Below are 23,818 nucleotides of genomic sequence, written 5' to 3'. Positions count from 1 at the left end.
CATGTGTGGCCGCCCCGTGTCGTGAAACCCGCGGCCGGGCGCTTTCGACGCCCGGGGGCGGGCGTCGAAAGCGCCCGGTCAGGTGTGTCCGGCGGGTCAGGTCCGGGCCGGACACACCCGGTCGGGGGCGTCCGGCCGGGGCGGACCCGGGCCGGACACCTCCTGGGGCCAGAACCTCAGACGTTGACGCCGAAGTCCTGGGCGATGCCGCGCAGGCCGGAGGCGTACCCCTGGCCGATGGCGCGGAACTTCCACTCGGCGCCGTTGCGGTAGAGCTCGCCGAAGACCATGGCGGTCTCCGTCGAGGCGTCCTCGCTCAGGTCGTAGCGGGCGAGCTCGGTGTTGTCGGCCTGGTTGACCACGCGGATGTACGCGTTGCGGACCTGGCCGAAGCTCTGCTGGCGGCTCTCGGCCTCGTAGATCGAGACCGGGAAGACGATCTTGTCGACGTCGGCCGGAACACCGGCCAGGTTCACCTTGATGACCTCGTCGTCGCCCTCGCCCTCACCGGTGGTGTTGTCACCGGTGTGCTCGACGGAGCCGTCGGGACTCTTCAGGTTGTTGAAGAAGACGAAGTTGCCATCGGTGGCGACCTTGCCCTCCGGGTTCGTCAGCAGGGCGCTGGCGTCGAGGTCGAAGTCACCCCCGGTGGTGGTGCGGGCGTCCCAGCCCAGACCCACGATGACCGCGGTCAGGTTGGGCGCGGCCTTGGTCAGCGAGACGTTGCCGCCCTTGCTGAGGCTGACTCCCACGAGTCCTCCAGTAGTTTTCTCAGGGGCCGGCAGACACCAGCGTCCCCATCGTTCGTTGGCATCGGATCAACGATTGGATCCTAGTGACCGGTTCCCGGCCAAAACAGGCTTTTGACCGGGCGTCGCCAGGAGATCGCCTCAGAGCGCTTCGAGCGCCTTGACGTAGTCGTTCAGGTCGCGGGCGTCCGGGAGGCCGTTCACGACGCTCCAGCGGACGACGCCCGCCTTGTCGATGACGAAGGTGCCGCGCACCGCGCAGCCCTTGTCCTCGTCGAAGACGCCGTACGCCCGCGAGGTCTCCCCGTGCGGCCAGAAGTCGGACAGCAGCGGGTACTCCAGGCCCTCCTGCTCGGCGAAGACGCGCAGGGTGTGGATGGAGTCGCACGAGACGGCGAGCAGCTGGACGCCCTCGTTCTCGAAGCGGGGCAGCTCGTCGCGGAGCGCGCACAGCTCGCCGGTGCAGACGCCGGTGAAGGCGAACGGATAGAACACCAGTACGACGTTCTTCTCGCCGCGGAACTCCGACAGCCGCACGGTCCGGCCGTGGTTGTCCTTGAGCTGGAAGTCCGGGGCCTGACTGCCGACCTCGATCGTCATGGAACACGTATCCCTTCGCCGCTTCTCCGCACCCCGGGCCAGGTCCGTCCGGGTGACACCCACCCTACGCACGGCCCCCGGACCGGCCCCGGAGGGGCCGTGGACGCACACCGGAGGGGCCGTGGACGTACGAAGGCCCCCGGAAGCGCGGTTGTGCGCTCCCGGGGGCCCCGGGGTGGTGCAGAGAGTGGTTCAGCGCTTGGCCTTGGCCCCCTTGGGGGTGACCAGACGGCTGCCCGTCCAGTCCTTGCCCGCGCTGATGCTCTTGGTCTGGGCGAGACCGGCTGTCTGGGCAGCCTCATTGATGTCGCTCGGTTCGACGTATCCGTCACGGCCGGTCTTCGGCGTCATCAGCCAGACCGTACCGCCGTCCTCGATCAGACCAATGGCATCCACCAGCGCGTCCGTAAGGTCGCCGTCCTCGTCGCGGAACCAGAGCAGGACGACGTCGGCGACGTCGTCGTACTCCTCGTCGACGAGTTCCTGGCCGGTAGTGGCCTCAATGCCCTCACGGAGCTCCAGCTCGACGTCTTCGTCGTAGCCGATCTCCTGGACCACTTGTCCGGGCTCGAACCCCAGGCGTGCTGCCGGGTTGGTCCGCTCCTCCGCGTGGTCCGCGGTCGCGCTCACGGGTTGCCTCCTGATCATGTCTTCGGAAAATGCTGCAGCCACGCGCGTGCGCGGGGCGTTGGCCGTAGTCCACACGGGCTCGGCGAATCGCGCAAGTACCCAGCGTGCGAGACCGCCTATACGGTGACGTTCCCTGCCACGTCGCCGCATGTTCCGGCATGTCTCCACGGCGGCTTCCCGAGGTCGCCCCCGAGTCGCCCATCCGTTTACGTCCTTCCTCAGCTTATGCCGTTTCGATCCGGCAATCGGAGTCGAACAGCCTTTGGGAACGCTTGGACGGCTTGGGCGTATGGTTGCGGTTTGCCCGTACCCAATCGTGCACTGCCCATACCCGTGCCCCGCGGACGAGTTTTCGGAACCTCGGGGTTACCCCACGGTAGAGATGACGTCCGGGCGGTCGCGGTAGCACGATGGAGTCGGCGCACACAGAGTTGTCAGAGTTGTCAGCGTTGGCCGGCGGGTACATTCCCCGTGACAGGCCCCGTAGAGCACCACCGAACAGCGAAGGAACAGTGTGGCTTCCGGATCCGATCGCAACCCGATCATCATTGGCGGCCTTCCGAGCCAGGTCCCGGATTTCGATCCCGAGGAGACCCGGGAATGGCTCGACTCCCTCGACGCCGCCGTCGACGAGCGCGGCCGTGAGCGGGCCCGCTACCTGATGCTCCGGCTCATCGAGCGCGCGCGGGAGAAGCGCGTCGCCGTGCCGGAGATGCGCAGCACGGACTACGTGAACACGATCGCCACGAAGGACGAGCCGTTCTTCCCCGGCGACGAGGAGATCGAGCGCAAGGTCCTCAACGCGACCCGCTGGAACGCCGCCGTGATGGTCTCGCGGGCGCAGCGTCCCGGCATCGGCGTCGGCGGCCACATCGCCACCTTCGCGTCCTCCGCCTCGCTGTACGACGTGGGCTTCAACCACTTCTTCCGGGGCAAGGACCAGGGCGACGGCGGCGACCAGATCTTCTTCCAGGGACACGCGTCCCCGGGGATCTACGCCCGCGCGTTCCTGCTGGACCGGCTGAGCGAGGCGCAGCTCGACGGCTTCCGCCAGGAGAAGTCGAAGGCCCCGAACGGCCTCTCCAGCTATCCGCACCCGCGGCTGATGCCGGACTTCTGGGAGTTCCCGACCGTCTCGATGGGTCTCGGCCCGCTCGGCGCGATCTACCAGGCGCGGATGAACCGCTACATGGAGGCGCGCGGCATCGCCGACACCTCCAAGTCGCACGTCTGGGCCTATCTGGGCGACGGCGAGATGGACGAGCCGGAGTCCCTGGGCCAGCTGTCCATCGCCGCGCGCGAGGGCCTGGACAACCTGACCTTCGTGGTGAACTGCAACCTCCAGCGGCTCGACGGCCCGGTGCGCGGCAACGGCAAGATCATCCAGGAGCTGGAGTCGCAGTTCCGGGGCGCCGGCTGGAATGTCATCAAGCTGGTCTGGGACCGTTCCTGGGACCCGCTGCTGGCGCAGGACCGCACGGGCATCCTGGTCAACAAGCTGAACACGACGCCGGACGGGCAGTTCCAGACGTACGCCACGGAGACCGGCTCGTACATCCGCGACCACTTCTTCGGCGACGACCCGCGGCTGCGGGACATGGTCAAGGACATGACCGACCAGCAGATCCTGCACCTGGGCCGCGGCGGTCACGACCACCGCAAGGTCTACGCGGCCTACGCGGCGGCCAAGGCGCACAAGGGCCAGCCGACGGTCATCCTGGCGCAGACGGTCAAGGGCTGGACGCTGGGGCCGAACTTCGAGGGCCGCAACGCGACCCACCAGATGAAGAAGCTCACGGTCGAGGACCTCAAGCGCTTCCGGGACCGTCTGCACATCCCGATCACGGACAAGCAGCTGGACGAGGGCTACCCGCCCTACTACCACCCGGGCCGCGACTCGGAGGAGATCCAGTACATGCACGACCGCCGCCAGGGTCTGGGCGGTTACGTCCCGACCCGTGTGGTGCGTGCGAAGCCGCTGCCCCAGCCCGAGGACAAGACGTACGCGGCAGCGAAGAAGGGTTCGGGCACGCAGTCGATCGCCACCACCATGGCGTTCGTCCGCGTCCTGAAGGACCTCATGCGGGACAAGGAGATCGGCAAGCGTTTCGTGCTGATCGCCCCGGATGAGTACCGCACCTTCGGCATGGACGCGTTCTTCCCGAGTGCGAAGATCTACAACCCGCTCGGCCAGCAGTACGAAGCGGTCGACCGCGATCTGCTGCTCGCGTACAAGGAGTCCCCGACCGGGCAGATGCTGCACGACGGCATCTCCGAGGCGGGCTGCACGGCCTCGCTGATCGCGGCCGGCTCGGCGTACGCGACGCACGGCGAGCCGCTGATCCCGGTGTACGTCTTCTACTCGATGTTCGGGTTCCAGCGCACCGGCGACCAGTTCTGGCAGATGGCCGACCAGCTCGCGCGCGGCTTCGTGCTCGGTGCGACCGCCGGCCGTACGACGCTGACCGGCGAGGGCCTCCAGCACGCCGACGGCCACTCGCAGCTGCTGGCCTCGACGAACCCCGGCTGTGTCGCGTACGACCCGGCCTACGGGTTCGAGATCGCGCACATCATGAAGGACGGGCTGCGCCGGATGTACGGCGAGGCGAACGAGGACGTCTTCTACTACCTCACCGTCTACAACGAGCCGATCCAGCACCCGGCGGAGCCTCAGGACGTGGACGTCGAGGGCATCCTCAAGGGCATCCACCGCTTCAGCACCGGTGAGAAGGGCGAGATCCCGGCGCAGATCATGGCGTCGGGCGTGGCGGTTCCCTGGGCCATGGAGGCGCAGCGGATCCTCGCGGAGGAGTGGAACGTCAAGGCGGACGTCTGGTCGGCGACCTCCTGGAACGAGCTGCGCCGCGAGGCGGTGGACGTGGAGCGCCACAACCTCCTGCACCCGGAGGAGGAGCAGCGCGTCCCGTACGTGACGAGGAAGCTCGAAGCGGCCCAGGGGCCGTTCGTGGCGGTCTCGGACTGGATGCGTTCGGTTCCCGACCAGATCGCCCGCTGGGTTCCGGGCGCCTACCAGTCGCTGGGCGCGGACGGCTTCGGCTTCGCGGACACCCGGGGTGCGGCCCGCCGGTTCTTCCACATCGACGCGCAGTCGATCGTGCTGGCGGTGCTCACCGAGCTGGCCAAGGAGGGCAAGGTCGACCGGTCGGCCCTGAAGACGGCGGTGGACCGCTACGAGCTCCTGGACGTGGCCGCGGCCGATCCGGGCGCGGCGGGCGGCGACGCCTAAGGGTTGTCCCGCAGCCACAGGCACGGACGCGGACCCTCAGGGGCGGTGGCGCGGAAGCGTCGCCGCCCCTGAGGCGGGTCCGGGGCACGCGTCCCGGGGCACGCGCCCTCGGGCACGCGTCCGGGCCCCGCGCCCGAGGTGGGTCCCGGGCTCAGTTCTCCCAGATCTTGAAGGCCCGCACCTGGTACGGGGACCGGGGCATCCAGGTGCCGCCGCCGGGATACGTCTCGAACTCCCCCGTCTCCGCGCACTCGGCGGACTGGTAGGTGGTGACGGGCCGCCCGGTGCGATTGGCGAGGGACTGGGCGTCGCCGCCCTTCGGCAGCGGGGTGCAGCTCTCGATGTCCACGCCGGAGAGCTCGAAGGTGTGGCGGGTTCCGGTGAAGTCGGGCTTCTTCCAGAGGCAGAGTCTGCCCGTCTCACAGGTCCCGAGGCCGACGCCCGGGGACCGCTCGGGAGCCGCCGCCGCCCGGTCGTGGGCCAGGGCCTGGGGAACGAGTGCGATGACGGCCAGGGCTGCCGCCGCGAGAACGGTCGTACGCATGATGTGGTTCAACCCCCGTGGTTGGTGCTGGTCTTCCGCCGCTCACCCTGGACCGCCGGGCCGGGTGGGGGGAAGAGGGGCCCGGCGGCTCCACCCTGATAGGTCAGAGCCCCGCCGAAAGGATTCGGCGGGGCTCTGACCTGCGTGGTGTTGACGCGGCCTCCCCCGCGCGAGGGGAGGGGCCTCCCCCACGCCGGGGAGGCCGGCGGGACTCAGATGTGGCCGACTCCGGCGCCCGCCTCGGCGTTCTCGCCGCGCTTGGTGAGGGTGGCGACGAAGGCGGCGACCACCGCGACGACGCCCGCGACGGTGAAGGCCAGGCCCATACCGGACATGAAGGTGTCGTGGATGACGCCGCCGATGCGGTCGACGATGTCCGGCGTCATGCCGGGAGCCTTGGCGAGGTCCTCGGCCGGGACCATGCCGAACTCGGCGGCCTCCTCCAGGCCCGGGGCGGGCTCGCCGGGCAGGCCCGCGCCCGCCCAGTTGTCCGCGAAGTCGGAGCTGACCTTGGAGGACATGACCGCGCCGAGGACGGCGGTGCCGAGCGCGCCGCCGACCTGCATGGCGGCCTGCTGGAGGCCACCGGCCACACCGGAGAGCTCCATGGGCGCGTTGCCGACGATGACCTCGGTGGCGCCGACCATGACCGGGGCCAGCCCGCAGCCGAGCAGGGCGAACCAGAGGGACATCGCGAAGGTGCCCGTGGAGTCGCTGAGCGTGGTCATGCCGAACATCGCGGTGGCCGTGCAGACCATGCCGCCGACCAGCGGGACGCGGGGGCCGAACTTGGTGATCAGCAGGCCGGCGACCGGCGAGGAGACGATCATCATGGCGGTGAGCGGCAGCAGGTGCAGACCGCTGTCGACCGGGCTGAGGCCGTGGACGCCCTGGAGGAAGAACGTCACGAAGAAGAGGCCGCCCATGAAGGCGAACGCCATCAGCACCATGAGGACGGCGCCGGCCGTCAACGGGATGGAACGGAACATCCCCAGCGGGACGAGCGGTTCCTTGACCTTGGTCTCCCAGAGGCCGAAGGCCGCGAAGAGCAGGATCGCGAGGCCCAGCCACGCCCAGGTCCGGCCGTCGCCCCAGCCCCAGGACTCACCGGCCTTGATGATGCCCCAGATGAGGGAGAACATCGCGCCCGAGAGCATCGCGATGCCGAGGACGTCGAAGGAGCGCGGTGCGTTGGCGGCGCGGTGGTCCTTGAGGATCACCAGACCGAAGACCAGCGCGACGACGCCGACCGGCACGTTGATGAAGAAGACCGACTGCCAGCTGACGTGCTCGACGAGCAGCCCGCCGACGATGGGGCCGCCCGCGGTCGAGGCTCCGATGACCATGCCCCAGATGCCGATCGCCATGTTCAGCTTCTCGGCGGGGAAGGTGGCCCGCAGCAGGCCGAGTGCGGCCGGCATCAGCAGCGCGCCGAAGAGGCCCTGGAGCACCCGGAAGAGGACGACCAGCGAGATCTCGCTGGAGAGGCCGATCGCACCGGAGGCGAGGGCGAAGCCCGCGATGCCGATGAGGAAGGTCTGGCGGTGACCGAAGCGGTCACCCAGCTTGCCGGCGGTGATCAGCGCGACGGCGAGGGCCAGCAGATAGCCGTTGGTGATCCACTGGACGTCGGCGAGCGAGGCGTCGAGGTCGTCCTTGATCGCGGGGTTCGCGATGGCGACGATGGTGCCGTCGAGGGCGACCATCATCACGCCGATGGCGACGGCGAAGAGGGTCAGCCAGGGGTGGCCGCGAAGCCCCTTGACCGGGGCGGGTCCTGCGTTGTCTTCGGGCTCCCGCGGCGCCTTCTCGACGGTGGTCTGACTAGTCATACGGGGAGACTAGTGACAGCCGCTGACAGTTGACAAACCAATTCACAAGTCAGTAACTGTCACGTAGCTCACACGTGGCTCGCAGGTATGCTGAGCTGGACAAACACGGGAAAAGAGGGACCGGTACGTGACCGACGGGCAGACAGTCGGGCCCCGAGCCGGACTGCGTGAACGCAAGAAACAACGCACCCGCGACGCCTTGCTGCGCGCCGCTCTCGAACTGTTCACCACCCAGGGGTACGAACGCACCACCGTCGACGAGATCGTCGACGCCGTGGAGGTCTCCCAGCGCACCTTCTTCCGCTACTTCGCGAGCAAGGAGGAGACGGCCTTCGCCGTGCAGGAGATGGTCGAGTCCCGCTTCATCGAGGAGCTGCGCCGGCGCCCCGCGGAGGAGGCGCCCTTCGAGGCCATGCGCCGTGCGGTGCTGTGCGCGTGGAACAGCATCGGCGAGGCGATCGAGGAGGTCGTGACCGTCGATCTCCACATGCGGACCTTCCAGATGATCGAGTCGACCCCCTTCCTCCTCGCCGCCCACATGCGGCGCGGGGTGGCCCTGGAGAACCAGATCGCCGAGCTGATCGCCGAGCGCGAGGGACTCGACGTGGAGCGGGACCCCCGGCCGCGGGTGGCCGTCGCCGCGTTCTCCGCGGTGATGCGGGTGACCGGCCAGCTCTGGGGCCGGGGGCTCGACCCGAGTGTGGAGGCGCTGCGCAGCCTGACCGAGGAGTACCTCGACCAGCTCGGGCCGGCCCTCGCCCGGAACTGGCGTCGGCAATAGCGGAAGCGCGGAAGGACGAGCAGCGCATCCCCGGAGGGATGGTGACTCCGTGTGAGGAAACCGGGGTGAATCCTTCGCGGACGGGTGATGTAGCTCACCCGAAACACGGTGGTCGGCGTACGTCTCCTAGGGTGAGGCGCAGTGACATCCTTCGACACCTCACCCACGTTGACCGCCTGGCGCGCGCTGCTCGCCATGGCGGTGGTGTTCGTGATGCTGGCGACGACGGGCTGGAGCGCCGTCCGGGATCAGCACGCCGACGGGCCTCGTGAGCTGGCGCTCGCGTCCTGGGCGCGGGACCGCATAGCGGGTCGTTCGCTGCCGGACGCCGACGCTCCCGCCTTTTCGCTGGCCCGCTTCTTCGCCGCCCTCACCTCGGGGCAGCGGACCGCGCTCGCGGGCAAGTACCCCTCGGTGGTGGGGAATCTGAACGGAGCGCCGGTCACGCTGCGCTACTACGCCAACCGGGTGGCCCTCCGGCAGGCCGTGGCCGTCGAGAAGGAGCGGGCGCGTGACGAGGGACTCTCGCCGGACGGGCGCGGAGAGGCGGAGAGGCGCCTCGGCCGGTTCCGGTCGCTGCTCTCGGGCAAGCGGCAGATCCTGGCCTTCGATCCGTCGGGGAAGGGCCGCGCGGCCGAGGTGTTCGGAAATCTCGACCGGGCCTCGCGGGTCTCCGTCGTCGTGCCGGGCGTCGACACCCATCTGCTGACCCTGGAACGCACCGAGCGCGTGTACCGGGCGCCCGTGGGCATGGCCAAGTCCCTGTACGGGGCGGAGCGCTCGGCCGCCCCGGGCACCCGCACGGCCGTCATCGCGTGGGCCGACTACACCGCCCCGGCCGGTCTCGGCATGGACGCGGCGCTGGGCGGGCTCGCGGCGGACGGTGCGGTCCGGCTGAACGCGATGGTCGGCGCACTGCCCGGCGCCTCGAAGGTCTCGCTGTTCTGCCACAGCTACGGCTCGGTGGTGTGCGGAGTGGCCGCGCGCCTGGCCCCCGGCCGGGTGGCCGACATCGCGGTCGCGGGCAGCCCCGGCATGCGGGCCGCCAACGCCGGACAGCTGGACACCGACGCCCGGATCTGGGCGACGCGGGACGGGGACGACTGGATCGGGGACGTACCGCATCTGGAGTTCGGCGGGATCGGTCACGGGGCCGACCCGGTAGACCCGGCCTTCGGGGCGCGGATCGTCTCGGCGGCCGGGGCGGCCGGGCACAGCGGCTACTTCGAACCGGGCACCGAGAGCCTCGACAACTTCGCCGCGATCGGCGTCGGAGCGTACGGGTCGGTCAGCTGCGCGAGCGTCGACAGCGGGTGCCACAGCGGTATTTCCGGCGAGCGGGACGGCTGACGCGCGTAGAGGCCGGTGTCGGACGGATTAACTGGGACTTACTCCGAGGGGGGACGCGGGCGACTGTGCCGCATACGATGAGGCACATGGGTGATGTGCTGGCCGGAATTCATGCCACCTGGGAGTTCGACACCGACTCCGTGCTCATCCGCTTCGAACGGGGCATCCGCACACCGAAGCTCTTCCAGAGCCTCCGGGAACGCCGCATCCCGTATGCGGCGCTGTCGTCGGTGACGCTGTCCCCGGGCAAGCGGAGCACGGTGGTCCTGCGTGCCGTGCCGAGACCGGGTGCCGATCCTCTGGTGGAGGCTGCCTCCGGGCAGCTCAAGGAGGGGTGCGACCCCTATCGCCTGGTGCTTCCGGCGGAGCGGGAGGTGCTCGCCGAGTACTACGCGGAGGAGCTGCGGGCCCTGCTGGACCCGGCGTCCGGCGAGAGCGCCGACCGTTTCCTGGTGGCGGCCCCAGAGGCCCCGATGAACTTCAAGGCGTACGACGGCCGGGCCAGCTTCGACGGCGAGCGGATCTCCTTCCGGTGGTCCTGGACCGGGGCCTCCAGCGCCAAGTGGAAGGCCGGGGACCAGACCTTCCGTGTGAGCGAACTGGCCGGAATCGTATGGCGCTCGCCCGAGGCGCTGGACGGCTACCTGCGCCTGGTGCCGCGCGCGGCGGTTCCTGCCGACCACCGCACCGGCGGCAGCCTGGGCGATCTGCACGGTCCCGGCGGCTCCGGGCACGCGGACAGCGGGGCGTCGCCCGACGGGCCCGCCGAGCCCCCGGCCGCCCGCGCGGACCAGGACCCGGCCGCCGTGCTGTTCGGCCTGGGCTACGGGCCGGTGCACGAGTCGCTGCCCTTCGCCGCCGCCGTCCTGGAATCCGTACGCCGCACCCAGCCCGCGCCCACCGTGCCCGCCCCGGCCCTGGTGAACGCCGGGCGGCGCGATCCGGCCGACATCGCCGAGCGGATACATCACCTCGGCGAGCTGCATCAGGCCGGACTGGTGACGGACGCCGAGTACAGCGCGAAGAAGGCCCAACTGCTCGCGGAACTGTGACCCCGTACCGGGGTATGAGGCGAACCAGCCGGGGTCGGGCCCCCGGTATGACGCCCCTGGCGCCCCGGTCTGCCTAGGCTGATCGGGCCATGTCCACTTCCCCCGGGCCCCCGCCGCCCGCCGACGGCCTGCTGAGCGCCGCCCGCCGCAATCTGCGCGAGCTCGCCCACGGGCTGTCCCACGCGTCCCATCCGTCCACCCCGCTGCTGGCGGACGCCCCGAAGCTGTGGCAGCGGCTGCTGCCGTACGCCGTGGTGCTGGCCCTGACCGCGACGTTCATCCCGGTCACCATCAACGTCCTGACCTCGCAGTACGACGTGCCCGGCGCACTGGCCGGGGCACTCGGCGTGGCCCAGGCGGCCCCTCTGCTGATGCTGGCCCACCGGCCTCTCCAGGCGTGGTGGATCATCTTCCCGGCCGACATCGCGGGCGCACTGGTTCTGCTGGCGCACTCCGAGGGGCGGCACGACGTCTGGCCGTGGATTCCCCCCGTGCTGGTGGCGTACCTCTTCCTGCTGCTGGCCCTCGGTCTGCGCGAGACACGGCGGACCCTGGTCGCCGTGTGGGCGGCGACGGGTGCGGCGGGGCTGGTGCTGCATCTGGTCGCCCCGGACCGGGCCGGCGGCAGCGCCCTGCTGCTGCCGATCCTCGGCGCGGTGGTCCTGGTGATCGGCGGGGCGGTACGGGAGCGCGGCGAGGCGACGCGGCGGCTGGCCGAGCAGGAGACGATCAGCGAGGCGGAGCGGGCGCAGCGCACGCTGTTGGAGGAGCGGACCCGGATCGCGCGTGAGCTGCACGACGTGGTCGCGCACCACATGTCGGTGATCACCGTGCAGGCGGACTCCGCGCCGTACCGGATCTCCGGGCTGCCGGAACCGGCGCGGGAGGAGTTCGCCGCCATCGCGGCGGCGGCACGGGAGTCCCTCGGCGAGATGCGGCGGCTGCTGTCGGTGCTGCGCAGCGACGGCACCGAGGGTGACCGGGCACCGCAGCCGGGCCTGGACCGGCTCCAGCAGCTCGTGGAGGCGACGGTACGGGCCGGGCTGCCGGCGGAGCTGTCGCTCGCCGCGGACCTCGGCGAGGTGCCGCCCGCGGTGGACCTGTCGGCCTACCGGATCGTGCAGGAGGCGCTGGCCAATGTGGTGCGGCACGCGCCCGGGGCGCACACCCGGATCTCGGTCCGAACGTCCGACGGCCATCTGCACGTGCTGGTCGTCAACGGGCCCGCGCCGACGCCCGCTTCGCCCCTGGAGAGCACCGGGACCGGGCACGGGCTGGTGGGGATGCGGGAGCGCGTACGGTTGACCGGCGGCACGCTGGACACCGGGCCGCTGCCCGACGGCGGATTCCGGGTGGCCGCCCGGATGCCGCTGCCCCCGGCCGCCTCCCCGGCCACCCCACCCCCTCCGGAGGACCTGTGACCATCCGCGTGATCATCGTCGACGACCAGGCCATGGTGCGGGCCGGGTTCGCGGCGCTGCTGGCGGCGCAGAGCGACATCGACGTGGTGGGCGAGGCGGCGGACGGCCGCCGGGGCGTCGAGGTCAGCCGCAACCAGCATCCCGACGTCGTCCTGATGGACGTCCGGATGCCGGAGATGGACGGACTGGCCGCCGCACGCGAGCTGTTGAACCCGCCGGTGGGGGTGGTGCACCGGCCGAAGGTCCTGATGCTCACCACGTTCGACGTCGACGACTACGTGTACGAGGCGCTGCGCGCCGGAGCCTCCGGGTTCCTGCTGAAGGACGCCCCGCCCGCCGATCTGATCGCCGCGGTACGGGTGGTGGCGGCCGGGAACGCCCTGCTGGCCCCCTCGGTGACACGGCGGCTGATCGCGGACTTCGCCGCGCAGCGGCCCTCCGGGGCGACGCGCGGCGGCCAGGCCCTCCGGCTGAACGGCCTCACCCCGCGCGAGAGCGAGGTGCTGGAGCTGATCGCCCGGGGACTGTCGAACCAGGAGATCGCGGGGCGCCTCGTGCTGGCCGAGCAGACCGTCAAGACGCACATCGGGCGGGTGCTGGCCAAGCTGGACCTGCGGGACCGGGCGCAGGCGGTGATCTTCGCGTACGAGTCGGGGCTGGTGACGCCGGGGGACGCGGGCGCGTAGGAGGTTTCGCCGCCGTACGGCAGCTCGCGGGACCTCGTACGGTCCGTCCCGCCGTACGGCAGCCCGCGGGACGGACCGTAGACCTCGCCGTACGGCGAAGCCTCATGCGCGCGGGCGCGTGAGCCGACCCGGCCGTGTGCCCCTTCGCGGGCGCGTGGCCCCGCGGCCGTGGATGCTCCTCGCCCACCCCCTACCTCAGTAGCATCCCGCGGTTGGCTCCCCGGTGTGACGCCCCCTCACCCGTCCTCTTCCTACCTTCCTCCCGGTCGCACCGGTCGGTGCGGCTCCGGAGAGGGAGGGCACGATGCGCCGATACGCGAGGACCCTGGTCGCGTTCGCACTGGCTACCAGCGTGGTGACGGGAACCGCGGGCTGGGTTTCGACGGATGCGCAGCAGGCGCTGACCGGGCCGCCGCCGGGCAGTACGCAGTGGCGGGCGGACCGGGCGTCGGTGGGGGCGGAGCTGCCCGACCCGGAGCGTGCGACGCCCGCCGACGTCGCTGCGTTCTTCGCGGAGTTGAGCCCCGGCGAGCGGCAACTCCTGCTCGTGCGGCACCCGTCCGTCGTCGGGAACCTGGACGGGGCTCCCCTCGAACTGCGCTACCGGGCCAACTCCCTCGCACTGGCCGCCGCCGACGACCCCCGCTACCGTTCGCTCGCCGCTGCCGGCCGGCAGATCCTCGCGTTCGACCCGCGGGGACGCGGCCAGGTCGCCGAGGTCTTCGGAGACCTGCGGGCGGCGGACCGGGTCTCGGTGCTGGTGCCGGGGTCCGACAACGACGCCGGGACCTTCGACCGGAAGACCGCTCCTCACGGGGCCCCGGTCGGCATGGCCAGGACGCTCCACAGGGCGGCCGGTCCGGGGACCGCCGTCGTCGCCTGGGTCGGGTACACCACCCCGGTGGGCGTCGGCCTCGACGCGGCCACCGGCACCCTCGCGGAGGCGGGGGCCGGGCGGCTCACCCGGTTCGCGGAGGGGCTGACGGCGGACGGCCTGCCCGAGCCGGCCGTGTTCTGCCACAGTTACGGCTCGGTGGTCTGCGGACTGGCCGCGCCCCGTCTCGCCGCCACCGACCTGGTGGTCCTCGGCTCCCCCGGGATGCGGGCCGACGACGTCGAGGCGCTGCGGACCAAGGCCCGGGTGTGGGCGGCGAAGGATCCGACCGACTGGATCGACGACGTGCCGAACGTGCGCTTCGCGGGCCTCGGCCACGGGACGGACCCGTCCGATCCGGCGTTCGGCGCCCGGCGGGTGCCGGCGGACGAGGCCCGGGGCCATGCCGGTTACTTCGAGCCGGGTACGGATTCGCTGCGGACCTTCGCCGCCATCGCACGCGGCGACGCGACGGAAGCCGCCCCGGACGCGGAAGCCGCCCCGGCCCCGGAAGGCGCGGCCCGATGAACGCCCCGCGGAAGTACGGCCGGCGGTTCGCGGACCGTATCGACGCGTCCACCCCCGCCCACCGAGACCGTGCCATCGACGGTCTGCGGGCCCTGGCACTGCTCGCCGTGCCGCTCGGTCACTGGATGCTCGGCGGGTTCCGGCTGGACGCCGACGGCCTGCACAACGCGAGCCCGCTCTCGACGTTCGCCGGGCTCGCGCCCGCGAGCTGGGTGCTCCAGATGCTGGGGATCTTCTTCCTCGTCGGCGGATACGCCTCGGTGCTCTCCTTCCGCCGCCGGACCTCGACGACGGCCGCCTGGCTGGGCGGCCGGCTGGCCCGCCTCGGCCGGCCGGTGCTCGGGGTGACCGCCGTGTGGGCGGTGCTGCTCGCCGCCCTGTCCGCGCTGGGCGTGCCCGGCGACACCCTGCGTACGGCGTCGACGCTGGTGATCCAGCCGCTCTGGTTCGTCGGGGTGTACACCGTGGTCACGGCCCTCACCCCGCTCTGCGTCACACTGGCGCGGAAGCTCGGCGGCTGGGCGGCGCTGCCGCTGCTGGCGTCGGTCGCGGTGGTGGACTTCCTGCGTTACGGGCCCTTCGCGGAGGCGATGCCGTCCTGGCTGAGCGCGCTCAACATCCTGCCCGGTTGGCTCTTCGCGTATCAGCTGGGCGTGTCGTGGGGCGAGGGGCGGATCGGGAGGCGCGGGGCCCGGCTGCTGCTGATCGGCGGCGGGGTGCTGTTCGCCGCGCTGCTGCTCGTCTTCCACTACCCGGCGTCGATGGTCGGGGTGCCGGGCGAGGCGCGGACGAACTCGCATCCGCCGTCACTGCTGGTGGTGGCGCTGGCCGCGGCGCAGAGCGGGGCGGCGATCCTGCTGCGCGACCGGCTCGGGCGGCTGTTGCGCAATCCACTGGTCTGGGCGCCGGTCGTGGTGGTGAACCTGTCCGCGATGACGATCCTGTGCTGGCACCAGACCGCGATGCTGGCCGCCGCCGTACCGGCCTCGCTCGCGGGGGCGGGGACGGCCGTGGCGGGGCTGACGACCGCGCCGGACGCGGTGGGCTGGATCCTCGCCCGGATCGCCTGGCTGCCGGTGTTCGCCGGACTGCTGGTGCTGATCGCCCGGTACGCGCGCCGCTTCGAGGCGCCGTGGCAGGCGGGCACCCGCGCCGCGAACGCCCGCCGCGCGCTGGCGGGACTGCTCGCGGCGGGGTTCGCGGTGTTCGCGCTGGGGCTGGCGTGAGGTCCCCGGACTCCCGGTGGCGGCTACTCCCGGGCCGCCGACGTCAGGCTCATATCCGGGTACCGGTCCCCCGCCACCCGCCCCGCGATCGGCTCCAGCACGGCCAGTTCCGCCGCCGTCAGGGTCAGCCGGGTCGCCGCCACGTTCTCCAGCAGGCGGCTGCGCTTACGGGTGCCGGGGATCGGCACCACGTTGAGCCCGTGCACCCGGGCACGCTGCTGGACCCAGGCGAGGGCCACCTGCGCGGCGGTCGCCCCGTGCGCGGCGGCGATCTGGTGGACGGGCTCCAGCAGGGCGGCGTTCGTCCTGGCGTTGTCGCCGGTGAACCGGGGCTGGTGAGCGCGGAAGTCGTTCGCCGCGAGGTCCCTGCCCGCGTCGGTGAAGGCCCCGGTGAGGAAGCCCCGGCCGAGCGGCGAGTACGGCACGAGCGTGACGCCCAGCTCCACCGCCGCGCCGAGCGCGCTGATCTCCACGTCCCGGCTGAAGAGGGACCACTCCGACTGGAGGGCGGCGATCGGGTGCACCTCGTGCGCCTCGCGCAGCTCGGGACCGGTCACCTCGCTCAGCCCGATCTGCTTGATCTTGCCCTGCTGGATCAGCTCCGCCATCGCGCCGATCGACTCGGCGAACGGCACGGCCGGGTCGTGGCGGTGCATGTAGTAGAGGTCGATGACATCCGTGTTCAGTCGGCGCAGGCTCGCTTCGACGGAGGTGCGGATGTACGCGGGGTCGTTGCTCACGCCCCGGTAGCCGGGGTCGTCGGAGCGCACCAGCGCGAACTTGGTGGCGAGGGTGATCTCGTCCCGGTGGGCCCCGACGAACGGTGCGAGGAACTCCTCGTTGGCCCCGCGCCCGTAGACGTCGGCGGTGTCGAAGAGCGTGACGCCGGCTTCGAGGGCCGCGTCCAGGGTGTCCCGGGCGGCGGCCTCGTCGGTCGTGCCGTAGAACTCGCTCATGCCCATGCAGCCGAGGCCCTGGACGCCGACCCGCGGTCCTCCGGAGCCCAGCTCCACGGTGGCGATCTTGTCAACAGTCATCAGACGTTGTGCCTCTCCGGCGCCCTGCGGGCGCCCGCGTAGAACTCGATCTTGTGGTCGAGGACGGCGAGGGTGTCGTGCAGCTCCGCGATCCGCGTGATCACGTCGCGGCGGGTCGTCTCCAGCAGCTCCTGCCGTTCCTCGAAGGTGGACTCGCCCTCGCGCAGCAGTTCCGCGTACCGCACCATGGCGGCGACGGGCATTCCGGTCATCCGGAGCTTTCCGACGAAGGCCAGCCAGTCGAGGTCGCGGTCGCTGAAGCGGCGCTGGCCGGTGTGCGAGCGGTCGACATGGGGCATGAGCCCGATGCGCTCGTACCAGCGCAGAGTGTGCGCGGTGAGCCCGGTGAGGGCGACGACCTCGCTGATCGTGTAGCTGTCCTTGTCCGGCACCGTCATGCCCCCACGCTAAATACCTGGAGTGCACTCCAAGCAAGCGGAAGCGACGAGTCGCTCCGATACGGCCCTGCCCCGTGCGGGGACGGACCCCGTGCGGGGCGCGGATCTCCACCATGCACAGGCCCCCAACCGGAGATGAAGGAATGTCCATCCTGGCTTCATGTTCGAACCGTTCGGGACAGTCAGGGTGAACACATGGCCTTCTCACCTCGTCTGGCGGCCCTGGCGGCCGTCGTCGCCGTGCCCCTGGGCATCTCGGACGGGGGCGCGGGGGCCCTCCAGGCGCTGGGGGCCCGGCTGACCGACCGCCACGGCCGTGAACTGCGCCGGGCGGCGGGTCGTTGCACGAGCTGGAGCGCGTCGGCCCGGCCGGCCTCGACCCGAGGCCGGCCCGCACGGAACTGCTCGTGGCCTGCAACCCGTACAACGTGCTGTGCGGGAAGCGCGGGGTGGCCCGGGTGTTCGGGCCCCAGAAGGGGGCCACCCCGGCGGAGGTGGAGCTGCTCTCGGCGGGCCTGGAGCGGCTGGCCGCCGTCCTCTCGCGGGACCTGGCCCCGGTCTTCGCCCCGCCGTCCGGTGCCCCGATCGACCTGCGCACGGCTCCCGGCACGGGCGCGTCCGGCGGCCCTCGGGGCCGGGCTCGCCGCCGTGGGGGCCCGCCTCCTCCCCCGCTACGACGTCCTGCTCGACGGCCTCGACCTGGACGCGCGCCTCGCCCGCGCCGACTTCGTGATCACGGCGGAGGGGACGCTCGACCACCAGACCGTACGCGGGAAGATCCCGGCGGAGGTCGCCCGCCGGGCCCATGCCGCCGGGGTGCCGGTCCTGGTGCTGGCCGGGACGATCGGGCCGGGCGCGCAGGACGTGCGGGCGGTGGGCGTGGACGCGTACAGCGCGATCCTGCCCGCGCCGATGACGCTGGTGGAGGCGATCGGCAGGAGCGGCGAGTTCCTGGCCGACGCCACGGAACGCGGGATGCGGATCATGGCCCTCGGCACCCGGCTCGCGCCGCTGGCCGCGTGACGCGCACCGCCTGAGCCCCGGGCATCCCGGGGCCCGGGACTCAGGCGGTGCACGCGGCGGTTAGGCTCGAACGCATGGAGAGCCTGCGCATCATCGACACCTGGCCGGTTCCGACGGCGGCGGCCGCCGTCGTACGGGCGGACGGCACCGTCCTCGGTACGCACGGGCCGGCCGACCACCGCTTCCCCCTCGCCTCGGTCACCAAGCCGCTCGCGGCCTACGCGGCGCTGGTGGCGTACGAGGAGGGGGCGGTCGAGCTGGACGAGCCGGCCGGACCCGAGGGCTCCACGGTGCGCCACCTCCTCGCCCACACCAGCGGACTCGCCTTCGACGAGCACCGGGTGACGGCCCCGCCCGGCAACCGCCGCCTGTACTCCAACGCGGGCTTCGAGGTGCTGGGTGACCACATCGCCAAGGCGTCCGGCATCCCGTTCGCGGAGTACCTGCGCCAGGCGGTCCTGGAACCCCTGTCCATGACCTCCACGACCCTGGACGGCTCTCCCGCCCGCGACGGCGTCTCCACCCTGACCGACCTGGTCCGCTTCGCCGCCGAGGTGCAGGCCCCCCGCCTCCTCGACCCGCGTACGGTCCTGGAGGCCCAGAGCGTCGTCCACCCGGGCCTCAAGGGCGTGCTGCCGGGCTACGGCCACCAGAACCCGAACGACTGGGGACTCGGCTTCGAGATCCGCGACGCCAAGTCCCCGCACTGGACGGGAAATTCGTCCTCCCCGGCCACCTTCGGGCACTTCGGCCAGTCGGGCACGTTCCTGTGGATCGACCCGGTCGCGGGCGCGGCCTGCGTCGCGCTGACCGACCGGGCCTTCGGCCCGTGGGCGGCTGAGGCGTGGACCCCGTTCACGGACGCGGTTCTGGCGGAGCTGGCCTGAACCGGCTGCCGCCCTTCTCCGGCGGCGTCAGACACTCGAACCAGACGGTCTTGCCGCTGCCGTCCCACCGCTTGATGATTCCCCACGCGTCGGTGACGGCATCGACCAGGACGAGCCCTCGGCCCCCGTCGTCCAACGGATCACCGGTGATGGCGAGGGGCACGGCGGGGCTGCTGTCCGTGACTTCGACGCGGACGCCCTCGCCGCGCGGCAGCCGGAAGATGAAGGTCTGGCCGCGCCGGTCGGGCACGTGCCGCACGACGTTGGCGATCAGCTCGGTGAGCGCCAGTTCGGCGGCGTCGGCGAGGAACAGCAGCTCCCAGGCCGTGAGGTAGAGCCGCAGGACGCGGCGCAGATGCGGGGCGGAGTGCTCGCCGAGGGCGAAGTCGGCGCGGTAGACGGGCTCCCCGGGATCCCTCCGGGGGACGAGTACGTGATTCATGTCACCAGGCTGCGATGTGATGGCTACGCTCGGCTACGTACCGAAACGAACGCCGCGAGGCGTTGCACCCGGAGGTCCATCCGTGGCCAACATCCAGACGCTCGATCCCGACGCCTCCCCGCTCGCCTACTACGGCGGGGAACTGCGCCGCCGACGCGAGGCCCAGAGCCTGACGCAGCCGCAGTTGGGCGACATCATCTTCTGCACGGGCTCGCTGATCGGCCAGATCGAGACGACGAGAAAGATCCCCACGCGCGACTTCTCGGAGCGGCTGGACGCGGCGCTGGGGACGGACGGGATGTTCTCGCGGCTGGTGGGGCTGGTGCTGCGGAGCCAGTTGCCGACGTGGTTCCAGCCGTACGCGGACATGGAGGCGAAGGCGGCGTACATCTCGACGTACCAGGCGCAGGTGGTCTACGGGCTGTTGCAGACGGAGGAGTACGCGCGGGCGGTCCTGGCCACCGGTATGCCGGACGACCTGGAGGGTCTGCTCGCCGCCCGGATGGAGCGTCAGCGGATCCTGGAGCGGGAGAAGCCGCCGCTGGCCTGGGCGATCCTGGACGAGGCGGTGCTGTACCGGCCGATCGGCGGCCATGAGGTGATGCGGGCCCAACTCCAGAGGCTGTTGGACTACGCGGCGCACCGTTGGATGCGGATCCAGGTGCTGCCGTTCGAGGCGGGTGAACACGCGAGCCTGGCAGGCTCGTTCACCGGCATGCGCTTCGAGGACGACCCGGACGTCATCTACACCGAGGACGTCATCTCCGGCCATATGACGGCCAGCCCGGAGACGGTCAGAGAGGGCTCGCTCCGATACGCTCACCTCCAGGCCACCGCACTCTCCGTCGAGGAATCGGTGGCGCGGATCAGCCGCGTGATGGAGGAGCGTTATGGAGACCGGCCCTGACCTGAAGAGCGCGGAGTGGCGTAAGTCCAGCTACAGCGGTAACACCGGCGGCGAATGCGTCGAGTGCACCGTGACCGGCGGCGCGGCCTGGCGGACCTCCTCGTACAGCGGCAGCACCGGCGGCGAGTGCGTCGAGACCGCCGTCGGCTCCCCCTGCGGGTCCGTCCCCGTCCGCGACAGCAAGAACCCGACCCGCCCCGCCATCGTCCTCGGGGCCCACGCCTGGCAGGCGTTCGTGGACGGGCTGCGCTGACCCAGCACGTCCGGTGAGGCGGCGGCCGGGGCCCGCAGGCCACGGCCGCCGCCTTTCCCCGTCGGTTCAGTCGGCGGATCTGCCGGTCAGCCGATGGTCTGGTAGCCGGCCAGGGCTTCGGATGCGATGGTGACTTCGGCCTGTCCGGCTGTGGTGTAGTCGGCGAAGAACCGGAGTCGCCCCGAGTTCGCCGTCGTGAGCCAAAGGTCGAATTTGCCGTTGTTGTTGGCATCGGGCGCTGCGGTGAACTGCGGCACGGTGTCCGTGGACCAGTTCGTACCGACCCTGACGCGGTCGTTCAGGCTGATGTCGAACGACTGGTCCGCATCGTTCTCACTGCCGTGAAATACCCACACAGATCCACCGATACCGGGACGGTCGTAACGGACGACCAGGTCAACGCGGCCGTCGCCGTTGAAGTCACCAGGGGCCGCCAGCGTGACTTCGTTGATGGGCGATCCGTCCGCCGAGATCGGGTCGTCCGGGCCGGCAAGGAGAACCGGGTCGCGGTGGCTGTCGAGGCGGTAGTCCGGGGCGCCGTAGTAGAGCCAGATGTACTCACCGTCATTGACGATGAGGTCGGAGAAACCAGGGATGTCCTCGGTACCGTCACCGTCCGTGTCCATACCGCCGTCGACATCGCCGACCGCGAGGATCTGCTTGACGCCGCCGGACCAGTGGTCGTTGGCCGGGTCGTAGACGGTGAGCTCCTGGCGCTCGGGGCCGTTCTCGCAGGCGGAACAGGCGTAGCCGGCACCGTTGTTGGGGTGCATCCACAGACGGTTGGCGCCGTCTTCGGGGCGCAGGGTGATGAGGTCCTCGTAGCCGTCGCCGGTCCAGTCGCCCCGGTGGCTGATCTGCGCACCGGTGAAGTCGATGGAGGTGGAGCGGAACGCGGCCTTGGCGACGGTACCGTCACCGGCGCCGAAGAACGGGTACAGCGTGCCTGCCTGGTCGACGGCCCAGAGGTCGGCGTTGCCGTCGCCGTTGAGGTCGCCGGGCTTGTCGGGGGTCTTGGGGCCGTTGGCGTAGAAGAGGTAGGTGGTCGTGTCGGAGTAGTTGCCGACCTTGTCGAGGCTGCGGACGTAGAGCTGGTTGGCGCCGGCGACGGTCGGCGTGAGCTTCACCGAGACCGATCCGCCGGCCGCGCCGGGGACGGCGGTGCGGCGGGTGGCATCCCAGTCGCTCCAGTACTCGTACCTGGTGACATCGGCGACGCCGCCGCTGGTGATGGCGAAGGTCCCCTCGGAGCGGACGGTCCCGGTGGTCACGGGCCAGCCGTTGCTGCCGTCGGGGAACTGGCTGGAGGTCACACCGGGCGGGGTGCTTGGCCGGTTGGGATCGAAGACGAACCGGCAACCGGGTGCGCCCTTGGTCGGGGTCCAGTCGGAGGCGAGAGTGCCGTCGCTGGTCTGGGCCTTCCAGGAGAAGTTTCCGTTCGCGGTGGCCAGGTGCGGCTGCAGCTTCGCTTTGGTGACCTTGAGCTTGGCGACAGTGCCGGAAGCGACGGAGACGGTGGTGTTGACGATGATGACCCCGTCGGGATCGTCGTTGGGGTGGTGACCGGTGGGCCAGAGGTGGAATTTGACCCTGACGGTGCCGCCGTCCTTGTCGGCGCCCTTGGCGGTCAGATAGATGTCGGTGTTCCCGATCAGGCCGTACGGCGCCGTGTTGCCGCAACCCGCGCTGTTCTTCGTGCTGGGGATGGTGTCCAGGGCGCTCGGGGCGTTGGGAACGGTGTTGTACGTGGTCGACAGCACCGCGGACTTCGCGTCGAACCGCTTGTAAGCGAGCCTGTCGCTCTCGGTGGTGGCACGCAGGCCGAGGGTGAGGTTGTTCCACTTGCTGGAGGCGGCCTGCTTCGCGCCGGCGGTCGCGTTGAAGGCGAGATTGCCGGCCGGACAGGAGGAGGAGTAGCCCTTGGCGTCGCTGACCGCCGCCAGTTCCACATACCACGAGGGCTGCTTGGACCAGGTGGTGGAGGAGCTGATGGAGCCGGTACGCCAGAGCTGCACCTCGCGATGGGTACAGGAGTACGAGTAGCTGTTCTTGATCCTGAAGGTGGAGCTGGAGATCACCTTGTTGGTGTTCCAGAGGTTGTTGGTGTCCATCCGGAAGAACGAACGGGAGGTCCCGTCACCGGGGTTGCCGACCCGGGCGGACGAGGTGACCTTGTTGCCGTCCCCCTCGTCCCAGCCGTTGCCGTTGTAGAAGGCCGTGGACGGCGCGCTGCTGTAGGCGATCGTCCATGCCTCGCGGGAGCCGGAGACGGCGGGGTCGATGTAGACCGGGTACTGGGCGTCGTCGCCCCTGAGGATGTCGGGGTCGGGCGTCAGTGACAGGTGGCCGTCGTCGAGTGCAACGCCCACCGCGCCTTCACGTGCCCCGTAGGGCGCCTCGAATTCGTGGGCCGGTGACGGCGGGGAGGGGTGGTCGGCGCTCCGGGCCATGGGAGGCCGGTTACTGTCCCACATCATCGGCGTCGGCGCCGTGAAGATTTCCTGGCCGGCCGGATTGAGCGCGCGCAGGTTGCCGTGCTCGTCGGCATTCACCGTCAACCCCACCGCCTCCAAGGGCAGTTTGATCTGCGCGAGCGCGGGGTTCCCGGCGGCCTTCTCGTTGTGCACCACGAGAAGCTGGCCGAACCCGGCGGTGCCCGCCTTGAGTTTGAGGTCCACGTCGTCCAGGACGTTCCGGTAGATCACTGTGTCCCCGTCGACCTGGGGGGAGGGAAGCTCACCCGGCCAGGACCAGGACATGCTGCGTCCGTCGCGGGAGACGGTCGCCAGCGGCCCCTCTCCGCCACCGGAGAACGTCACCCCGACCTCAGTGGCCTTGGTGGACAGCGTTCCGTCGGAGTTGCGTGCGAGCGCCGTGTCGATGTCGACCAGCTTGCCCCCCCTTGCGTACCCGCTGGGCGAGGGCGTACTGGTCGGTGGTGAACGACCCCTCGGGGTTGGCGAAGGTCTCCGCGGTTTCGGTGCGGTGGGACAGGATCTCGACCGGTTCGCCGGTGTCGGCCGCCTTCGCGAGCGCCCGGGTCTCTTCCGGGGTGTGCTCCTGGGAGGACGGCTTTGTGGGCTTCTCGTCGGCGGCCGCCGACTGCGTTCCAACCAGTGGCGCGGTCAGCGCCAGGGCCAGGGAAAGAGCTGTGGGCAGCCCCCGGGGGCCAGACCCTCTCAACTTATATCGGCACATTTTCGTCACATTTCCTCCTCAAGACAATGCGGTAACCGATGGGCAGACACTCGAGAAGGGCTACTGGTTGTACGACTTCAGAAAGTTTCCGAAACATCCACGAATGAGGCATTGATGTCCGTCAATCCGTTCTGGCTGGGTCTTCCATACGCG

Annotated in this window: 21 protein-coding genes and 1 pseudogene; 12 read left to right on the top strand and 10 right to left on the bottom strand. The window is 70.8% G+C overall.

Annotation, left to right across the window (positions count from 1 at the left end):
• Positions 1–176 precede the first annotated feature (176 nt).
• From ACIQMU_RS16260 to ACIQMU_RS16250, 3 genes are all read right to left on the bottom strand, one after another.
• A complete protein-coding gene (locus ACIQMU_RS16260; RefSeq protein WP_030585954.1) occupies positions 177–752 on the bottom strand; it encodes a TerD family protein in 576 nt (191 codons plus the stop codon).
• Positions 753–890: 138 nt separating this feature from the next.
• On the bottom strand, positions 891–1,349 hold the full coding sequence (locus ACIQMU_RS16255) for a peroxiredoxin (protein WP_352243181.1): 459 nt from the start codon (positions 1,347–1,349) through the stop codon (positions 891–893).
• 192 nt (positions 1,350–1,541) lie between these two features.
• Entirely contained in the window at positions 1,542–1,979 is a 438-nt protein-coding gene (locus ACIQMU_RS16250) for a DUF3052 domain-containing protein (protein WP_030585952.1), read from the bottom strand.
• A 514-nt stretch (positions 1,980–2,493) separates the two neighbouring features.
• Here ACIQMU_RS16250 and aceE point away from each other — a divergent pair.
• Entirely contained in the window at positions 2,494–5,226 is a 2,733-nt protein-coding gene (aceE, locus tag ACIQMU_RS16245) for a pyruvate dehydrogenase (acetyl-transferring), homodimeric type (protein WP_352243182.1), read from the top strand.
• A gap of 151 nt (positions 5,227–5,377) precedes the next feature.
• Here the strand turns inward: aceE and ACIQMU_RS16240 are convergent, their stop codons facing one another.
• A complete protein-coding gene (locus tag ACIQMU_RS16240) occupies positions 5,378–5,770 on the bottom strand; it encodes a peptidase inhibitor family I36 protein (RefSeq protein ID WP_352243183.1) in 393 nt (130 codons plus the stop codon).
• 212 nt (positions 5,771–5,982) lie between these two features.
• Entirely contained in the window at positions 5,983–7,479 is a 1,497-nt protein-coding gene (locus ACIQMU_RS16235) for an MFS transporter (protein ID WP_402689121.1), read from the bottom strand.
• Positions 7,480–7,729: 250 nt separating this feature from the next.
• Between ACIQMU_RS16235 and ACIQMU_RS16230 the strand changes: the two genes are divergently transcribed.
• The 7 genes from ACIQMU_RS16230 (at position 7,730) to ACIQMU_RS16200 (ending at position 15,520) form a co-directional block, all read left to right on the top strand.
• Positions 7,730–8,383, top strand: a complete 654-nt coding sequence (locus ACIQMU_RS16230) for a TetR family transcriptional regulator (protein WP_352243185.1) — start codon at positions 7,730–7,732, stop codon at positions 8,381–8,383.
• A 141-nt stretch (positions 8,384–8,524) separates the two neighbouring features.
• Positions 8,525–9,733, top strand: a complete 1,209-nt coding sequence (locus tag ACIQMU_RS16225) for an alpha/beta hydrolase (RefSeq protein ID WP_352243186.1) — start codon at positions 8,525–8,527, stop codon at positions 9,731–9,733.
• Between the two features lie 86 nt (positions 9,734–9,819).
• Positions 9,820–10,785, top strand: coding sequence for a DUF4429 domain-containing protein (locus tag ACIQMU_RS16220; protein ID WP_352243187.1), 966 nt, complete (start codon positions 9,820–9,822; stop codon positions 10,783–10,785).
• Positions 10,786–10,874: 89 nt separating this feature from the next.
• Positions 10,875–12,206: a histidine kinase gene (locus ACIQMU_RS16215; RefSeq protein WP_352243188.1), complete on the top strand. Its 1,332-nt coding sequence runs from the start codon at positions 10,875–10,877 to the stop codon at positions 12,204–12,206.
• A complete protein-coding gene (locus tag ACIQMU_RS16210; RefSeq protein WP_402689049.1) occupies positions 12,203–12,892 on the top strand; it encodes a response regulator in 690 nt (229 codons plus the stop codon). The genes ACIQMU_RS16215 and ACIQMU_RS16210 overlap by 4 nt, the downstream gene beginning before the upstream one ends.
• 304 nt (positions 12,893–13,196) lie before the next feature.
• Entirely contained in the window at positions 13,197–14,294 is a 1,098-nt protein-coding gene (locus ACIQMU_RS16205) for an alpha/beta hydrolase (RefSeq protein WP_352243190.1), read from the top strand.
• Positions 14,291–15,520 carry an acyltransferase gene (locus tag ACIQMU_RS16200; RefSeq protein WP_352243191.1) on the top strand — a complete coding sequence of 410 codons (1,230 nt, stop codon included), beginning with the start codon at positions 14,291–14,293 and terminating at the stop codon, positions 15,518–15,520. Before ACIQMU_RS16205 ends, ACIQMU_RS16200 begins: the two co-directional genes overlap by 4 nt.
• A 23-nt stretch (positions 15,521–15,543) precedes the next feature.
• Here ACIQMU_RS16200 and ACIQMU_RS16195 read toward each other — a convergent pair whose 3' ends face one another.
• Both ACIQMU_RS16195 and ACIQMU_RS16190 read right to left on the bottom strand, forming a co-directional pair.
• Entirely contained in the window at positions 15,544–16,557 is a 1,014-nt protein-coding gene (locus tag ACIQMU_RS16195) for an aldo/keto reductase (RefSeq protein ID WP_352243192.1), read from the bottom strand.
• Entirely contained in the window at positions 16,557–16,955 is a 399-nt protein-coding gene (locus ACIQMU_RS16190; RefSeq protein WP_402689048.1) for a MerR family transcriptional regulator, read from the bottom strand. Before ACIQMU_RS16190 ends, ACIQMU_RS16195 begins: the two co-directional genes overlap by 1 nt.
• 249 nt (positions 16,956–17,204) lie before the next feature.
• On the opposite strand from ACIQMU_RS16190, the pseudogene ACIQMU_RS16185 reads away from it, so the two are divergent.
• Positions 17,205–17,978, top strand: a pseudogene (locus tag ACIQMU_RS16185) (glycerate kinase); the annotation flags it as partial.
• Between the two features lie 74 nt (positions 17,979–18,052).
• The gene (locus ACIQMU_RS16180) at positions 18,053–18,865 is read left to right on the top strand and encodes a serine hydrolase domain-containing protein (protein ID WP_352243195.1); all 813 of its coding nucleotides are present in this window, start codon (positions 18,053–18,055) and stop codon (positions 18,863–18,865) included.
• Here the strand turns inward: ACIQMU_RS16180 and ACIQMU_RS16175 are convergent.
• Positions 18,834–19,307, bottom strand: a complete 474-nt coding sequence (locus tag ACIQMU_RS16175; RefSeq protein ID WP_352243196.1) for an ATP-binding protein — start codon at positions 19,305–19,307, stop codon at positions 18,834–18,836. The genes ACIQMU_RS16180 and ACIQMU_RS16175 overlap by 32 nt on opposite strands.
• Before the next feature lie 82 nt (positions 19,308–19,389).
• Between ACIQMU_RS16175 and ACIQMU_RS16170 the strand changes: the two genes are divergently transcribed.
• Positions 19,390–20,214 (top strand): helix-turn-helix domain-containing protein, encoded by an 825-nt coding sequence (locus tag ACIQMU_RS16170; protein ID WP_402689047.1) that lies wholly within the window; start codon positions 19,390–19,392, stop codon positions 20,212–20,214.
• Positions 20,198–20,467: a DUF397 domain-containing protein gene (locus tag ACIQMU_RS16165; protein ID WP_402689046.1), complete on the top strand. Its 270-nt coding sequence runs from the start codon at positions 20,198–20,200 to the stop codon at positions 20,465–20,467. Before ACIQMU_RS16170 ends, ACIQMU_RS16165 begins: the two co-directional genes overlap by 17 nt.
• A gap of 86 nt (positions 20,468–20,553) precedes the next feature.
• On the opposite strand, the gene ACIQMU_RS16160 is transcribed toward ACIQMU_RS16165, so the two are convergent.
• Together ACIQMU_RS16160 and ACIQMU_RS16155 are read right to left on the bottom strand one after the other, a co-directional pair.
• Entirely contained in the window at positions 20,554–23,286 is a 2,733-nt protein-coding gene (locus ACIQMU_RS16160) for a VCBS repeat-containing protein (RefSeq protein ID WP_402689045.1), read from the bottom strand.
• A 7-nt stretch (positions 23,287–23,293) separates the two neighbouring features.
• Entirely contained in the window at positions 23,294–23,650 is a 357-nt protein-coding gene (locus ACIQMU_RS16155) for a hypothetical protein (RefSeq protein WP_402689044.1), read from the bottom strand.
• Positions 23,651–23,818: the final 168 nt, after the last annotated feature.

It is taken from the genome of Streptomyces sp. NPDC091649 (assembly GCF_044756785.1).
GTDB lineage: Bacteria > Actinomycetota > Actinomycetes > Streptomycetales > Streptomycetaceae > Streptomyces.
This window is presented reverse-complemented; position numbering and strand designations above follow the sequence as displayed.

Excerpts from the sequence above, each read along its gene's own strand:
- ACIQMU_RS16255 (WP_352243181.1), bottom strand. The coding sequence starts at position 1,349 with ATGACGATCGAGGTCGGCAGTCAGGCCCCGGACTTCCAGCTCAAGGAC.
- ACIQMU_RS16240 (WP_352243183.1), bottom strand. The coding sequence starts at position 5,770 with ATGCGTACGACCGTTCTCGCGGCGGCAGCCCTGGCCGTCATCGCACTC.
- ACIQMU_RS16235 (WP_402689121.1), bottom strand. The coding sequence starts at position 7,479 with ATGATGGTCGCCCTCGACGGCACCATCGTCGCCATCGCGAACCCCGCG.
- ACIQMU_RS16220 (WP_352243187.1), top strand. The coding sequence starts at position 9,820 with ATGGGTGATGTGCTGGCCGGAATTCATGCCACCTGGGAGTTCGACACC.
- ACIQMU_RS16215 (WP_352243188.1), top strand. The coding sequence starts at position 10,875 with ATGTCCACTTCCCCCGGGCCCCCGCCGCCCGCCGACGGCCTGCTGAGC.
- ACIQMU_RS16205 (WP_352243190.1), top strand. The coding sequence starts at position 13,197 with ATGCGCCGATACGCGAGGACCCTGGTCGCGTTCGCACTGGCTACCAGC.
- ACIQMU_RS16200 (WP_352243191.1), top strand. The coding sequence starts at position 14,291 with ATGAACGCCCCGCGGAAGTACGGCCGGCGGTTCGCGGACCGTATCGAC.
- ACIQMU_RS16195 (WP_352243192.1), bottom strand. The coding sequence starts at position 16,557 with ATGACTGTTGACAAGATCGCCACCGTGGAGCTGGGCTCCGGAGGACCG.
- ACIQMU_RS16190 (WP_402689048.1), bottom strand. The coding sequence starts at position 16,955 with ATGACGGTGCCGGACAAGGACAGCTACACGATCAGCGAGGTCGTCGCC.
- ACIQMU_RS16180 (WP_352243195.1), top strand. The coding sequence starts at position 18,053 with ATGGAGAGCCTGCGCATCATCGACACCTGGCCGGTTCCGACGGCGGCG.
- ACIQMU_RS16175 (WP_352243196.1), bottom strand. The coding sequence starts at position 19,307 with ATGAATCACGTACTCGTCCCCCGGAGGGATCCCGGGGAGCCCGTCTAC.
- ACIQMU_RS16165 (WP_402689046.1), top strand. The coding sequence starts at position 20,198 with ATGGAGACCGGCCCTGACCTGAAGAGCGCGGAGTGGCGTAAGTCCAGC.